The 15,070-nt window shown below is 39.6% G+C and carries 13 protein-coding genes; 5 read left to right on the forward strand and 8 right to left on the reverse strand.

The features are described 5' to 3' along the window. Positions 1 to 64: 64 nt before the first annotated feature. The 4 genes from AC27JP_RS11005 to AC27JP_RS11020 all read right to left on the reverse strand — a co-directional run bounded on the left by AC27JP_RS11005 (position 65) and on the right by AC27JP_RS11020 (position 3,872). Positions 65 to 823: a class I SAM-dependent methyltransferase gene (locus AC27JP_RS11005; protein ID WP_487114963.1), complete on the reverse strand. Its 759-nt coding sequence runs from the start codon at positions 821 to 823 to the stop codon at positions 65 to 67. Beyond that, complete coding sequence (locus AC27JP_RS11010; protein ID WP_487114964.1) at positions 820 to 2,250, reverse strand: MATE family efflux transporter; 1,431 nt, start codon at positions 2,248 to 2,250, stop codon at positions 820 to 822. The genes AC27JP_RS11005 and AC27JP_RS11010 overlap by 4 nt, the downstream gene beginning before the upstream one ends. Positions 2,251 to 2,479: 229 nt before the next feature. Next, a complete protein-coding gene (locus tag AC27JP_RS11015) occupies positions 2,480 to 3,307 on the reverse strand; it encodes an SDR family oxidoreductase (protein ID WP_487114966.1) in 828 nt (275 codons plus the stop codon). A gap of 112 nt (positions 3,308 to 3,419) precedes the next feature. Further along, positions 3,420 to 3,872 (reverse strand): Lrp/AsnC family transcriptional regulator, encoded by a 453-nt coding sequence (locus AC27JP_RS11020; RefSeq protein ID WP_487114968.1) that lies wholly within the window; start codon positions 3,870 to 3,872, stop codon positions 3,420 to 3,422. Positions 3,873 to 3,973: 101 nt separating this feature from the next. Between AC27JP_RS11020 and AC27JP_RS11025 the strand changes: the two genes are divergently transcribed. Next, positions 3,974 to 4,570: a LysE family translocator gene (locus AC27JP_RS11025; protein ID WP_487114970.1), complete on the forward strand. Its 597-nt coding sequence runs from the start codon at positions 3,974 to 3,976 to the stop codon at positions 4,568 to 4,570. 68 nt (positions 4,571 to 4,638) lie between these two features. Here the strand turns inward: AC27JP_RS11025 and AC27JP_RS11030 are convergent, their stop codons facing one another. Continuing rightward, positions 4,639 to 6,105 (reverse strand): MBL fold metallo-hydrolase, encoded by a 1,467-nt coding sequence (locus AC27JP_RS11030; RefSeq protein ID WP_487114972.1) that lies wholly within the window; start codon positions 6,103 to 6,105, stop codon positions 4,639 to 4,641. A 196-nt stretch (positions 6,106 to 6,301) separates the two neighbouring features. Then, complete coding sequence (locus AC27JP_RS11035; protein WP_487114974.1) at positions 6,302 to 6,766, reverse strand: RDD family protein; 465 nt, start codon at positions 6,764 to 6,766, stop codon at positions 6,302 to 6,304. Between the two features lie 292 nt (positions 6,767 to 7,058). On the opposite strand from AC27JP_RS11035, the gene AC27JP_RS11040 reads away from it, so the two are divergent. The 4 genes from AC27JP_RS11040 (at position 7,059) to AC27JP_RS11055 (ending at position 13,158) form a co-directional block, all read left to right on the forward strand. Beyond that, a complete protein-coding gene (locus AC27JP_RS11040; RefSeq protein WP_487114976.1) occupies positions 7,059 to 8,093 on the forward strand; it encodes a M61 family metallopeptidase in 1,035 nt (344 codons plus the stop codon). Between the two features lie 147 nt (positions 8,094 to 8,240). Then, positions 8,241 to 8,903 carry a peptidylprolyl isomerase gene (locus AC27JP_RS11045; protein ID WP_487114978.1) on the forward strand — a complete coding sequence of 221 codons (663 nt, stop codon included), beginning with the start codon at positions 8,241 to 8,243 and terminating at the stop codon, positions 8,901 to 8,903. A 788-nt stretch (positions 8,904 to 9,691) separates the two neighbouring features. Continuing rightward, entirely contained in the window at positions 9,692 to 12,640 is a 2,949-nt protein-coding gene (locus AC27JP_RS11050) for a type IV secretory system conjugative DNA transfer family protein (RefSeq protein ID WP_487114980.1), read from the forward strand. 26 nt (positions 12,641 to 12,666) lie between these two features. After that, entirely contained in the window at positions 12,667 to 13,158 is a 492-nt protein-coding gene (locus AC27JP_RS11055; protein ID WP_487114982.1) for a hypothetical protein, read from the forward strand. 338 nt (positions 13,159 to 13,496) lie between these two features. Here the strand turns inward: AC27JP_RS11055 and AC27JP_RS11060 are convergent, their stop codons facing one another. Then, positions 13,497 to 13,748, reverse strand: a complete 252-nt coding sequence (locus tag AC27JP_RS11060; protein ID WP_487114984.1) for a DUF2999 family protein — start codon at positions 13,746 to 13,748, stop codon at positions 13,497 to 13,499. 122 nt (positions 13,749 to 13,870) lie between these two features. Beyond that, a complete protein-coding gene (locus tag AC27JP_RS11065) occupies positions 13,871 to 15,070 on the reverse strand; it encodes a DEAD/DEAH box helicase (RefSeq protein WP_487114986.1) in 1,200 nt (399 codons plus the stop codon).

Here is a 15,070-nt window from a genome sequence, read left to right on the forward strand (position 1 = left end):
AATTACTGGCCATAAATAAAAACACTAATTTTCAGAACCTAACGTTTCTCAGCGCAAGAATTTATTAAGCCCCTGATTTTTTAAAACGTAATACGAAGCGATCAGTTTTGCCGCGCACTGACGGGTCAAAAACAACTTTGCTGTAATCATCACTTGGGTTACGTAAGAATGCTGCTTCATTATCAAGTTCAAAGCCAGCTTCAGCTAATTCTTTCTTTACGTATTCTTGATTAACACGATGTAATTTAGGGTTATGTTCTTTGGCAATCGACTCCATATCTATCAAGCCTAAAACGCCGCCTGGTTTCAACGCTTTCTTCAATTGCGCCAAAATTTTCATGCGCTTTTCCTTTGATGCTGAAGAATATAAATCATGATAATTCAACACCACAGTAACAACGTCGACCTCATTGTTTAGGTCAAATTCACCAAACTCTTTTTTATAGTGCTTTACATTCGGTAATCTTTCATTGGCGATACGATTATCAAATTCTTTCGCAAAACGCCCGTCAAACACTTCCAAAATAAACTTATTATTTTGCGCGATGACCTTACCCGTTGGCCCGACACGGTGCGATAAAACTTCAGTGTAATAACCGCCACTTGAAAGTACTTCTAAAACCGTCATGCCCGGCTTGATACCGAAAAACTGCATCACTTTTTCAGGTTTTCGGCCAGCATCTCGGTCACGATCAGCCTGCGCTCTGTGTTCTGACTGCAACGCTTTTTTAAAAGCATTATTGTCACCATCATGGCTAAACGCCGAAGCGCTTGCTAGTGCAGTCACCAGACCTATACTTAAAATAGTCAACTTCATCTTCATAATTGTTCTCCTAAGTTATTATTTTGCGGTTTGTTGAGTAAAGCCGGCACAACAACGGTATGATCTTCATTATGCAATGCTCTTTTTTTCAATAAATAGATAACATAAATTCCAGCACAGAGGTGACCAATCATCAGGGCTTGAAATAAGCTTGCGCTGGTTGAAATTACGCTACCAGCAATGGCAAACGGCAATAGCAGCACTAAACGATGCATTACTCCCAATGAACACGCTTGTATTGGTTTACCTTCGGCATTTAGGCATGACTGATAAACAATGGCGAAACCCGCACCAATATATCCCAGAGGAAGCCAAGTTAAATAAATGACCAATAATTCTGCCACTTCACCTTCAGGGCAAATAAAATAAGAAAGCATGTTGTTATTTATCATCAACAAAATCGCCAGCCCTAATTGCACAATAGCAATAACAATGAAGGCAAAATAGTAAGCTTGCTTCACACGCTTGAAATGGCCAAGCCAATAATTTGTACCGATAATGCAAGGCATGGTCGTGGTTAGCATCATAGGCAACAATAAAAATATCGACTCCATGCGAAAGATAAAAGCAAAGGCCGCAACATGTGAGTAGCTTATGCTAGCAGCGATAATCGTTAATAAAGCAATACTTAACGGTGTTATCAGTTGTTGCAGCACAATAACAACACTATTTAACTTGATAGAAAATATCGCTTGGCGCACTTCATTCAATGACGGCCAAACCAAATTTAAATTTTTATACAAAAATGCCACGGAAATAATTGCGAAAGAAACGTCGACACCACCATGCGCTACCGCAAGGCCAGTAAGCCCTGATAAGTGAAAATAACTTTCTGGTGTAAGTAATAAAATAGCGGTAATACTTTTCACCAACAACCAAGACATCATTATTTGACTGGCAAGCTTAGAATTACCTACGGCACGAAAAATAGCATTCACTTGCCAAATAATGCCGAGAAAAATCCAACTAAAATAACGAGCATCAAGGTAGTTCATTTGACTATGAACAACCCTAATTTGTGGATCGCCAATATGACCCGATGACCAGGTATGATTACCCAGTAGCATCAATATTTGCTCATTCGCCAGATAAAACATAATGGCGAATAATCCAATAAAAAAACATGCTTGTATCAGCGATATAACAATAGACTTTGCTAGTTCATCACTGTGTAAACATGCATACTTCACCACCTTATTGTTGGTAATAATACTCATGCCAATAGCAATGGCCGTGATTGCTGTGGTGATTGGTAAAGTAAAGCCAAGAGCAGTCAAGGCTTGTTCACCGTTTAAGGCAAGTAAACTGGATTCTAATAAGTCATAAGCCAATAACGCTAAAATAGCGCCAAACATGGGTAGCGTAGATTGCCAGATGACTTTCGATATTTTTTCTTGCGTAAACCAGTTTTTAAGCTCTTGATCCATTAAGCGATATTTCTTGTTATTGATGACCTTTAACAAGATACGTGATGGGAGCCGTTTTATTCATTTTCGAATGTAACATTTCGTGTGCTTTACACCTAATAATATTAACAAGCTTGATAAAGGTCGATACTCTGCCGTTTTATAGCGATAGAATGCATTATAAACGGCGTTTACATGAATACTTTGTTACAAATCGGCAGAGCAAAAAATACCATAAATTGTTGATGACCTACCCTTTCGCCAACAAATAATCTAACCAGCGTGCAGGCAGTAAACGTTTAAGTATGGCAAAAGTTTTTGTTGGTGTGGTAATGCGATAGCGTAACTTTGGTCTGTCGCTTTCTAAGGCATGAATTAATGCTCGCGTTACATGCAATGGCTCTAATGTAAAAGCCGCGTTCGATTTTTCACTGGTTAAGCGTTCAATTTGCTGCTGATATTGCACTTTGTGGACACTGGCATCTATATCGATATTTTCCTGAAAAGCAGCTAAGGCGTTGGCACGAAATTGCGTGTTAATAGGTCCCGGCTGTAACAGTACTACCTCAATATTAGCAGGCTTTAGCTCTAACCTTAGGGTATCGGTTAAGCCTTCAATGGCATATTTTGAAGCATTGTAAGCACCACGATAAGCCATAGAAACAAAACCAAGTACTGAGCTACATTGAATAATACGACCATGCCCTTGTCGTCTCATTACCGGAATAACTTGTTTGGTTAGTTCATGCCAGCCAAAAACATTGGTTTCAAATTGCGCCTTTAATGCTTCGGTCGATAAGTCTTCCAACGCTCCAGGTTGCCCATATGCGCCATTGTTAAATAAGCAATCTAACTGTCCGCCAGTTTGCTCAAGTATCTTAGCAAGCGTTTCGGTAATGCTCTCGGTTTTAGTAACGTCGAGTAAATAAGCCGTTAAGCCTTTAGCAATAAGTAGTTCAGCATCTTGTTCTTCACGAGCTGTTGCAAAAACTCGATAGCCGCGTGCAGATAAAGTCAGTGCAGCGTGTAAACCAATACCCGATGAACAACCGGTAATTAAAATAGATTTAGTCGACATAAATTAATAACAGAAAAAATAATGAAAGATTGCCAGCAGCTTACTTGATTACTTGCTAAATTTGAACGAATAGCAGCGAATCATCGTAAGTAAAAGTAAATAAAACTAGTGATCACTTTCTTTCATCTTTGGGTGAGTCCATAACTACATGGGTCGTTATTGTACGAACCTGTGGTATCGCCCCAATAACATTGGCATGAAAGGCTTTAAAAGATTTAATGTCATGGGTTTCAATACGCAATAAATACTCGAAAGCCCCTGTCATGTTGTGACATTCTTTAACTTCCTCAGCAACATTAATCGCACGCTCAAATGCTTGTTGCGACTCAGTTGAATGCTCATCTAAACCAATAGTGACGTAGGCAATGAAACTATTACCCAATAGCTCAGCATCAAGAACAGCGCGATAACCTTTGATCAAACCAGTACTTTCAAGATCTTGCACTCTGCGTAAACAGGCTGAAGGCGATAAACCTATTTTTTCTGCTAATTCTGAATTAGCTATGCGGCCATTAATTCTAAGTTCACGCAATATTTCACGGTTATATCTATCTAATTTAGTCATTTATTGTCCATCTAATGAAATTACATTATAAATACGCACAGTTACTGCCGATAAATAAACTTATACTTGTTTAACAACAAAGACAATAAAGGATTACCTCAATGAACGTTGAAATACTCACCGCCTTAGCCGTTTTTGCTTTTGTGTCATCAATAACACCAGGGCCAAATAACATCATGCTAATGAACTCTGGCGCAAATTTTGGCTTTAAACAAACTCTGCCACATGCATTAGGAGTCGGTATTGGCTTTACCATTATGGTGGCCTTGGTGGGTTTAGGTATTATGCAGCTATTTGACGCCTTTCCGGTGAGTTATCAAATATTAAAGGTACTGAGTATTATTTATCTCCTGTACTTGGCAGGTAAAATTGCGCTGTCGAATTCATCAATCGAGTCAGGTAAAAGTAACGCAAAGCCTTTTACCTTTGTGCAGGCGGCAATGTTTCAGTGGGTAAATCCTAAAGCTTGGACGATGGCACTTACTGCGATTAGTGTTTATGCGCCATCAAAAAGTTTAGCTGCGGTATTACTGGTCGCTGTAATATTTGGTTTAGTTAACTTTCCCTGTATTAGTGGCTGGATTGTGCTCGGCAAAAAAATGCAGATATTTTTAACCAATAAACAACGCTTAAGAATATTTAATTACACTATGGCAGGCTTACTGGTTTTGTCCTTATACCCGGTATTTTTGACTTAAAAAAGGTGGCAATTGCCACCTTTTTAGACGTAACAGCGCTATAAACTGAAAATTCAACAACCCCTAACTTAGTCTTGATTAAATCCTTGGCAAATTTGCCACGTTTTTGGGCATTGCGACTCAACCTCATGACTTAATGCGTAGTTAAAATCTTCCGCTGATAATACTCGACCGCTGTGCGCTGCAGCAAAACGTTCAACATCATATTTTTCTTCTGATAAACGATTTGCCAATAACTGCAAGGTTTCTCCACCACTTGGCGAGCCGCTGACTTTACGAGAAAAAAACATATCAGCAGTAAAAATCAATTTAGCTTCTGGAAAATAACTCACTAAGTTGTGTGTTGCATGGCCACTAGCAAAGTCGAATACTTTTAAAGCACCATCCGCGAAACTTGCTTTACCTGCAACAACTTCAAAACGTTCTGGGGCAATGTCCGCATAGGCCAATTCTTTGATCTTAGCTTGGTGCTCTTTAACGCTAATAAATTGCACCCCCAGCTCGTTAGCTTCTTTCATGCCTTCTAGGTGATCAATATGATGATGACTCACCACTTGATACTTCAATGGTTTATCATTACCCACCAGCTTTTGCACTGCTGCAAGCCTCAGCCCTAAATCTTCATAGCCGCCAGTGCCAATAAAGTAATCACCGGCATCTAAAAATACTGAAAAGCCCCAGTCTTGCCCTGCAAGATAAATATTATCGCTGAGCTGCTCTGCCATCATTTCAGAAAATGCTAAGGTTGGTGCATTATCTTGATAATTTTCCGGTAAATTAAAAGCTTGGCTAAGTTCTGGATTAATAGCTATTTCACGAGCGACCGAAACCATATAAGGTTGCCCACCACGAGTGACATAAGTACTACTGGCAAAGGTTATCTCTTGTTGTTGCTTTACGGCTGAGTAATTGTAAATAAACAACTTACCCGGTTGCCAATCAGCTTTCGACATTTTTACAATTAAGCCTGTTTCTTTATCAACGTATAGTGTCAGTTCCTCATACCCTTGCATGGTTAACAACACTTTTACTAATGTTGAGTCAAAGGTGACTTCTTCGCCAATAACTTTTGCATCACTAAGGTTTCTATTCAGTAAAACGGCTAACGCTGTATCTAAATAATAGAAATGTCGTCTATCGGTACGTGCATAACTTAGGTTTGGGTTCATCGATAAAGTTTTTAAGTTGTGATTTAGCTGGTAGCCTTGCTTACCATCAAACAATTGGTGTTGAATAGAAAAGCTGTCTTTATCACCTCTTATCCATTTAAAGTTTTTTCTTTCGCTAATAAAATCAATGATGCTATCAGAGCGATAACTAACCATATCAACTGCGGTTGGGCTTTCACTTTGACCATAGCGAAAACTCTTGTAGGTATCTTTAACATTGAGACTTTTTAACTGTAAAAAGCTTTTGCCCCCATAGGCTGAGACCACTTTTTCCATGAGCTTTGCTTTATTGTCGTTTGCACTGGCAAAGTGGCTAAAGCCAGTACAGCAACCAAGAAAAACTAGTGTCGTTATTATTTTTTTCATTATGGTAATCCCTTATAAATTGCCAATAAACCTTAAGGTAATTAACGTTTAGTCGCGATTAATATGAGATGAAACGAACAGAAATTAGGACAAATAACAAACTGAAACATACACTTAGAAGTCGTCAATGTAAGAAATTAGTCCATCTAGATTGAGCGTCGGCGGTAGCAAAAGTTAATTAAGCAAGTATTGCCATTTACTCATCATTATTTGCATCAGCACGAATAACGACAGTGCCTGCCATTTTGTCGTGCCAGCCTTGCTTTTTGCTATCCATGGCAACCCAAATAAAGCCTAGCCCTAGAGGGATCAAAGAAACATAATAGCCAAGGTAGCGAATAACCGCTTGTTTAACACTTGGTTTGTTGCCAGTTTCTTCATCAACAACCTTTGCCAATAAGGCAATTTTTCCCGGTGTTGCGGATTTATAAACCCAAAATAATATGATTGCCAGCAGAGGAAATAGATAACTAATAATGAAATCAAGCCAGCCGTGCACAGATGCCCCAGAATAGAAATATTCGCCGCCGTAAATCAAAAATAAAATAGGAAAGGTGATCATAATAACAATAATCGAATCAATAACACTTGCCGCAAATCGAGTCCAGAAGCCAACGAACACTCTTGACTCTTGATTATTTTCCATTTCACTATTTGTCATAATATTCCACTATCCCCTAAAGCACTTAAGATGCTATCAAGATATACCTCAATAGCCAGTATGGTTAATTTCTATTTCAAGAAGCACAATATTAGCATTAAAGTTCAATAGATTAACTAGCTCAAATTAACACTTTCACCCTTAATTTAACCACGCTAAATTTGCTAGACGCCCTTTGCCGCAATTAGTTGTTACACAATAGCCAAAATTCTCACTTTACTTAGCCCGTAAAACTAAATGTTTTGAATTACACTAAAGACTAATTTAAAAAGTGATGATACATCCAGATAAGATGAGATTTTTAACCACAAGCCGAAATTACCCGTCATTTTTAAAGCTCATGATCACTTTCATTATTTTAGCTGGAGCACTTTTTTATGCCCGTGCAAATAGCGCTAGCCTAAACGCAACGTCGTCGATTCCTGTGCATAAACAAACTGAATTTAGCTCAAAAAGTAATACCGCCTCATCAAGCATAAAGTTTGCACGCAATATTCCAGAAAATAAAAAAGCGCTGCTTACACTTTGGGTAAATCATGCTAAAAAGTCATTACGCTTAGTTTACGGCACCCTGCCCGTTGATAACTTTATTACCGTTATTAAAGCAAGCAACCGCGGTTCAAGTGCAGTGCCTTGGGGAGAGGTTAATCGCTATTCACCACCCGAAGTCACCTTAGTGGTCAATATCAATAGTAATCTAGACATGTTAAAAGCAGATTGGACTATTTATCATGAGTTAAGCCATTTGCTTATTCCCTATGATGCCGGCGATGCAAGGTGGTTCTCAGAAGGTTTAGCAAGCTATTATCAAAATATTACCCAAGCTAGAGTTGGTATGTTTAACGAACAAACAATGTGGCAAAAGCTTTATGATGGTTTTGAACGGGGCAACAAACAACAAAATTACCGGCATCAACCGTTAAATATTGTCAGTGACAATATCGGTCAGAATAGAAACTATATGCGTATATATTGGAGTGGCGCCTTGTACTGGCTTAACGCTGATATTGCATTGCGAGAGTTATCGAAAAATTCAGCTAAACCTTACTCATTAGATACGGCATTAAAGCAACTACAAAAATGCTGTTTTAATAGTTATTTAAATGCAAATGAGATAGTTGAAAAACTCGATGAATTAAGTCAAAGCCAAGTTTTTAGTTCGCTATTAACTCAATTTTCATCAAGCCATGCTATTCCTGATTACCTCCCACTCCTGAGTACCTTAGGCGTAGAAGTAAAAAATGGTCGAATTATATTAAATAACCACGCAAAATTAAGTGCGCAGCGAAAAGCTATTTTTAACGGCTCTTCATCACTATTAGAATAATACTATATTGTTAACGGCTAACGACAAATCATTGAAGATACAGTTGAATATCATCAAATAATTCACTAACCTGTCGCCTATTGTTTTTCACATTGTTGCTACAAAAATAAAATGAATAGCCAATAAATTTATTAAGGAAATAGTATCTTGAAAATTAATTTTTCATCACTAAAGACATATTTAATTACCGCCGTTTTAATTGCTTTAGCTGGCTGTTCTAAGCCAGATCCAGCAGTAAAAGCTGTAAATAGCTATATCGAAACTCAGAAAATAGATAAAACTCAAGCTGACTGGAAAACGACATTAGAAAAGCCCGAGCTAGTAGAGTTTAATCCTGAAGCAAAATACTTCTGGGATTTAGAAACCAGCGAAGGGAAATTAGTGGTTGAACTATTCCCGAAAACTGCACCTATGCATGCCACAAGTACTATTTATTTAACCAATTTGGGCTTTTATGATGACTTAATTTTTCATCGCGTGATTAATAAATTTATGGCGCAAGGTGGCGATCCGCTTGGTAATGGTAGAGGCAATCCAGGGTATAAATATGCCGGTGAATTTGAAGGAACATTAAGTCACGACAAACCTGGTTTATTGAGTATGGCTAACTCGGGTCCTAATACCGACGGCAGCCAATTCTTTCTAACCTTCACACCAACGCCTTGGTTAGATGGAAAACACACAATATTTGGTGAGGTTGTTGACGGTTTAGATACCACACTAATCGCGATAGAAGCACTAGGAAGTCGCTCTGGCAGAACGAAAAAAGAAGTAAAAATAATTAAAGCCAGCATTCGAGTTGAAGAATAACTGCCCGTCCCGCTAATAAATAAACTCTATTTCGGTATTGGCTCTGCTCTAATGGATTGTATAATCTATTAGAGCAGTTCAGCCACATTACGAACATTGCATGATGCATATTCCAAGTATTTTTTAAACAACCCGGCAAAAATGTTGCCTTTGTTAGCTATTCAAAATAATCCAATTTAACCTTTACCATGATAGGAAAACAGACGTTTAAGAAATTAGTTCTAATCTTCGAGAGTACTCAGTTTTGTTAAGCTTCGGCATTATGGTTCTGGTTCACAAAGTGCACAGTCAATAGAAGGACTCCTACCTAAAGTTAGTTTTGTTCGACTTTTGCTTCCCTATGCCCAACAACTTAATAGATAATAAAGTAATGTATTGACCAGTTATCTTGTTACCAATAACGATAAGCTTATTGATAACAAGGACTTCTCCTCTTTATCTTACAACACTAAAAGCTCGACATTTTCCCGCTAACAATAACATCAAAGTATTCCTTCTAATTCATAACGGTATATATGCCAGTTAATTTGAGTTCATGGTAATTAAAGACGACAAAAGTTAGCCTTCTCAGTAGATTAATCTTCATTTGCTTCTATAATTTGAATGAATCAAAATGCAAGGAAGGCCTATTATGAAAGAGGCTTTACCTGTCTATTCGGTAGCTACCTCGGTCCGTGCTACTGTTGTTTCTAATGTAAATACTTCCAATCGCAAAGCGATGGAACACTTACTGCATTGTCGCATTAGTTAACTGCATTTCGACATATATTATACGCAAGGATAGGTGAATGATAAGAAGTGCAAAGCAGCTGGCAAATGCTCGTTGGGCAGATCCAAACTATATTAGCCATAAATACCAGTTTCAACCCGGCCACATCTGGCTAGGCAGACATCCCCATGATCCTCATACAGCCTTAGGTTATAAAGATGATAAACACATGCTCATTTGCGCCGGTAGTCGCAGTGGTAAAGGACGCTCGTTTATTATCAATAATTTGGCTCTCTGGCCAGGTTCAACAATCACCTATGATCCTAAAGCAGAACTACCCGCTATTCTCAGCGCTCGCCGTAGCATGGGTGATCGGTACTGTGAAGGTATGGGGCAGGAAGTCTATGTACTAGATCCGTTGCGCAAAGCCAATATTGATGACCAATATCGAGCATACTTTGATCCCCTATCTTGTCTTGACCGAGAAGATAAAGATGGCGAGCTAGTCACTTGGGCAAAGCGGCTGGCAAAATCCCTAGTGATCCTAGACCAAGACTCCAAGTTGCTGGAATGGACCCAAAAAGCTGCCGACTTTATTGCTATGATCATCATGCACGTGGTGACCTCCGATAATTTCAGCCAAACAGAAAGGCACCTGATCACAGTTCAACGTTTGGTCAGAGAAGGGCTTACCCAAGAATTAAATTTTATCTTAAATCGTAGTCCGCAAACGGAAAAAAACTTACCCGATCCTTTTCTTGCATTACTTAAGGTCATGCAGAATAACCTCGCCTGTCGACGCAAGATATCCCAAAGTGCCAGTAGCTATTTGTCATCAAAACAAAGTACGCCTAAGTACTTCGAAAGTGTTCGTGGTGAGGCCGCAGAACAATTAAGCTGGCTAGATAGCCGCGGAATTGAAGAAAGCCTAATTGGCTGGGGCGACGGCAGTAGGCATTTTGAGCCAGCACGATTGAAAACCGATCCCAAGGGCATTTCAGTATTCATTGTAATGCCCATTGAAGACATGCAAACTTACCAACCTTGGGTACAAACCATCTTTACTAGTATTTTTGCTGCGGTCCGTCAGACCAAAGGTCAACCGGCTTCAAATCACAAAATTTTAGCAGTATTGGATGAATTTTCAAGCCTTGGCTATCAGGAATATATTGCATCATCAATGGATAATATTGCTGGTGCCGGTATGAAACTGGCCATTATTGTGCAGAACTTTGGCAAGTTAGAAGCGCTCTACGGCAAAGAGATGGAATCATTCTTTACCAATGCCGGTATGGAAATGTACTTTGGTAAAATAGGCCCAACGGCATTGGAATATGTCAGCCGTGAACTAGGGGAAACTGAGATTGTCAAAACTGTCCGCAATATCAATGGTTCTCGAAGTTTCGGCACAACAGAGTCTAATACTGAATCAAGCAGTTATACCCAAAGTGTCGGTGAAAACCGTGCCACATCCACTTCTGATTCATCGACAACAAGCACCGGCCAGAACTGGAATTGGTCCGAAGCAGAAAATTGGTCCAAGGCCGAGTCTTGGGGGGAGTCTCAGGGACGAACGGCCGGTACAAATTATGGACCTCAATCGCTATTCTTCAGCGATCGGACCTCCGTTTATATGTCCGGACAAAGCAGCGCTTCTTATCAAGACAATAAATCTCGTTCTACCTCCCGCGGTGGCTCAACAATCAAAGGAGGCGGTACGAATGAATCCCAAAGCCAAACTACGGGGAAAAACACCAGTCAAGGTACGAGTTGGCAAAATTCAACAACACAACAGCATTCGACAACCAACGGCACTTCTTCTGGCTATCAAATTGGCGGCGGCATTGCAGAGTCATTTCACAAGAAACCCTTGTTAGAGCCACAAGAATTCAACACTTTTATGCGAACTCTAAACGATGATGAAATAGACCATAATGCCTATCCAGGACTATCGCTGATCAAAATTCAAGGCGAAAACCCGTTTTTTATCCGTCGTAGCAATTACGATCAAGATCCCTATCTGGACAGTTGTACAACGCCCGATCCAGATTATCAATTCGTGCCGATACAAGAGCAGCCCAAATTGGGCTGCTATTACACTGAAAGAAATTTCATCAATATTCAGATGCCGTCAAGCTTAGTGAATGCTGGGTACAAAACTCAACTGTCAGTGTTTCCACATCAGATAATTGATAGAGGCATGAAAGTTTTCGACTTGCTCAATGATACGGGCAACAACAAGACTTGTCTGTCTCCAGTCCCTGGTCGGGTGCTCCGATCAATCAATGAGGATCATCACAATAACAATATAGTGTTAAGTTTTAAAACGCCGCTTGATCACGATGAAGAAGACGTAACACACTTACACCACTATTTTTTTTCCCAATCACTGGAAGATATTGAAGCAAAACAGAAAAAAGCAAAGGCGGAACAACAAAAGCAAGAAGCCGAGCAAGCAGCAAAATTTAAACAGGACCAAGAAGCAAGAGCACGCGCTAAAAAAGAGCAAGAGGAACGTGCCAGAAAGAGTGCGCACGCATATGAGTATCAAAAGCGAGCGGCTTGGACAGAATACAACGAAAAATTAAATCGCTATCGCGCGCTTCAAACTAAGTTGAAGCAGTATCTTATCCCAATTTTTCTGTGGTTTTTCGCTATTGGAGCAATAGTCACGCTATGCAGCCATGTGTTACTTAATTATGCTAATGAGTCACAAACCAAAACAATTTTGCGAGTGTTTATCATGCTAGTGATAGTGATCGTTGTCGCTTTGTTGCTAATCTATCGCGAAGAGCCTTATAGCGGACTCAAAGGAGTGTTTAATACTGTAATAGTTTATCTGGGCGCATTGTGGGGCGTAGGGTTAGTTCTGATAATTTTAGCGGTCGCTATCGCAGAGGCTCCGTGGTTAGTCGGTGGGTTAGTTGGTGCGACGTTCGGTTATTTTAAAGCACGAGACTTTCGAATTCGTATCGCGCTAGCATTGAATAAAGAACATCAACATCTCGCCAACAAATACGGCAATTAAACACAGTAGTTCAAAAGGAGAATAGGATGATGGCAAACGACGATGACGATAAAACTAAGGATCGAGCTGATGAAATTAGTGAGCTTTTTAATTTAGAGCCTGATAGTCAGTATAGTAACGAAAATGAGCTTTCAAATGAAAAAGATAAGTCAATAGATGGAGTCTACGGGTACAAAAAAACACCCAATGAGTTTCGTGACAAAATCGATTTTGAAATTGATGAACATTTTGCTAAAGCTAATGATAAGGATAGAGATGAGCTACTCGATCAGAAAACCCAAGAGCCAGAGATCGACAAACGAGATTCGGAAATGGTCAAAAACTCCCAACCAACTCCAACGCTAAAACCTAACGGCACTCATGGAGCTGCCGGTGCTCGATCGGCACACGAGCAAGCCATGGCTAAAGATCATCAGGGTGCCATGGAACATAACGACAAGTTACAAAAAGACAAAGAGCACAATGAGGTAAACCTAGAGAATGACAATCACCGTGAAGATGATGACATGCAGCGCTGATGGCGGAACTGGTATGCTTAATGAGTAGGTCAAACATTATCAGCGATTTAAACCATGGCCGTCAGCCGGTCGACATTATTACTTGCTGATGTGTTAAATGTTTTGCAATGCATCAGCAGGAAGGAAAATTTATCAACAAACAAACTAAACCGCTCAATGGTAAAAACGGTTATTCGAATTAGTTAGAAAAGTAGTCAATAAAGCGCACTTAGTTATCTATTTTAGCTTAAATTCATTTTAGAATTTATAAGATAAAGCCCTAATTTGTAGTAGCTCAGGCCCCAGCTAAAGTTAGTTGATTATAGCGGAGTAAAAGCGCACTCCGCTAAGTAGATTGTTTACTTATTTAACGCAGCTTTCGCCGCTTCAACTTTACTAAAATCTAAACCAAGTTCATCTACCGCTTCTTTAATTAATGCCGGGTTTTGCATCAGCAACATCATCATTGCTTGCAGCTTCTCTTGCGGAATACCTAATTGTTGCACTGTTGCCATTGCCATAAGTGGGTTTTCGGTTAGTGCTTGAAACACCTGTTTCGTTTGTTCATCACTAACATTATGTTCTTTTAAAATTGCAATAATTGGGTTCATCAAATGTCCTATTTACTTGTTAAGTTGCTTACGCGTTATTTATTTTTACTGCTAGCTATGGTCACTATTCTAACATTGTGGTCTTAAATTAAAAAAGCAACTAGCGATTTATACTAATTGGCCTACGGTCGTTTATTTTTTGGCACGTAGTTCAAAATGGATACCGGAACGATTTTTTTAACCGGAAACTCTGCAAACTCTCTACGTTCAATAAGATGATCTAAGCGGCTTTCAATGGCGCAAAGGTTTCTAAAGTTGTCTTTCGCGACAAATGAAACCGCTTCACCACTTTTTCCCGCACGCCCCGTGCGACCAATGCGATGAATATAATCATCAGCTTTGTCAGGCAGATCATAATTAACAACACGGGAAAGTTCGCCAATATCAATACCACGGGCGGCAATCCCCGTTGCCACCAGAAAGTTAATTTTTCCAGCTTTAAAGTCAGCCAATATTTGCTCACGTATGGCTTGAGTTCTGCCACTGTGAATGGACTCAGCTTTAATTCCACGCTTCTCTAATTGGCTAACCAATTTTGCTGCGCCATGTTTAGTTTCAATAAAAATTAATGCTTGTTGCCATTGCTGCTGTTTAATTAAATAACTCAATAATGCGGATTTATTACTTTTGTCTACCGTGACTAACCATTGTTCGATTTTTGGCTTAGATGCGCCATTTTTAGCAGCCGTTATTTCAGTTGCTTGATGAATAGTCCGCTTAGCAAGCGCCCTAACATCATTCGATATTGTTGCAGAAAATAATAAATTTTGACGCTGCTCAGGCAAACGTTCAATAATTTTATTAATATCGTCAATAAAGCCCATATCTAACATTCTATCTGCTTCATCTAAAACAAACGCTTCAAGCTGGTCAAAGTGCACCGCACGTTGATGCGCCATATCAAGTAAGCGACCAGGGGTTGCGACGAGAATATCAATGCCCCATATTAAACGTTGTTTTTGTGGCTCTATTTCCGTGCCTCCATACATTGCCATGGAGCTTAAGTTGAGGTATTTACCGTACTGAGCAATACTCGCCTCGACTTGCACCGCAAGCTCTCTTGTTGGCGTTAATATCAAGGCACGAACTCGTTTTCCTCTTAAGTTGCCTTCTTCTTTGATGTCAGCTGAATTTAGCTTTTCTAGCAAAGGCAACACAAAGCTTGCGGTTTTCCCTGTGCCGGTTTGTGCTGCCGCAATAATATCTTTACCGGATAAAATAACGGGTATTGCCCTTTTTTGAATTTCTGTCGGTTCGCGATAATTTAAATCTGTTATCGCATTTACTATTTCGGCTGACAAACCAAGCTGAGAAAATGGCAT

This window comes from Colwellia sp. SU-HH01172, from assembly GCF_057553355.1.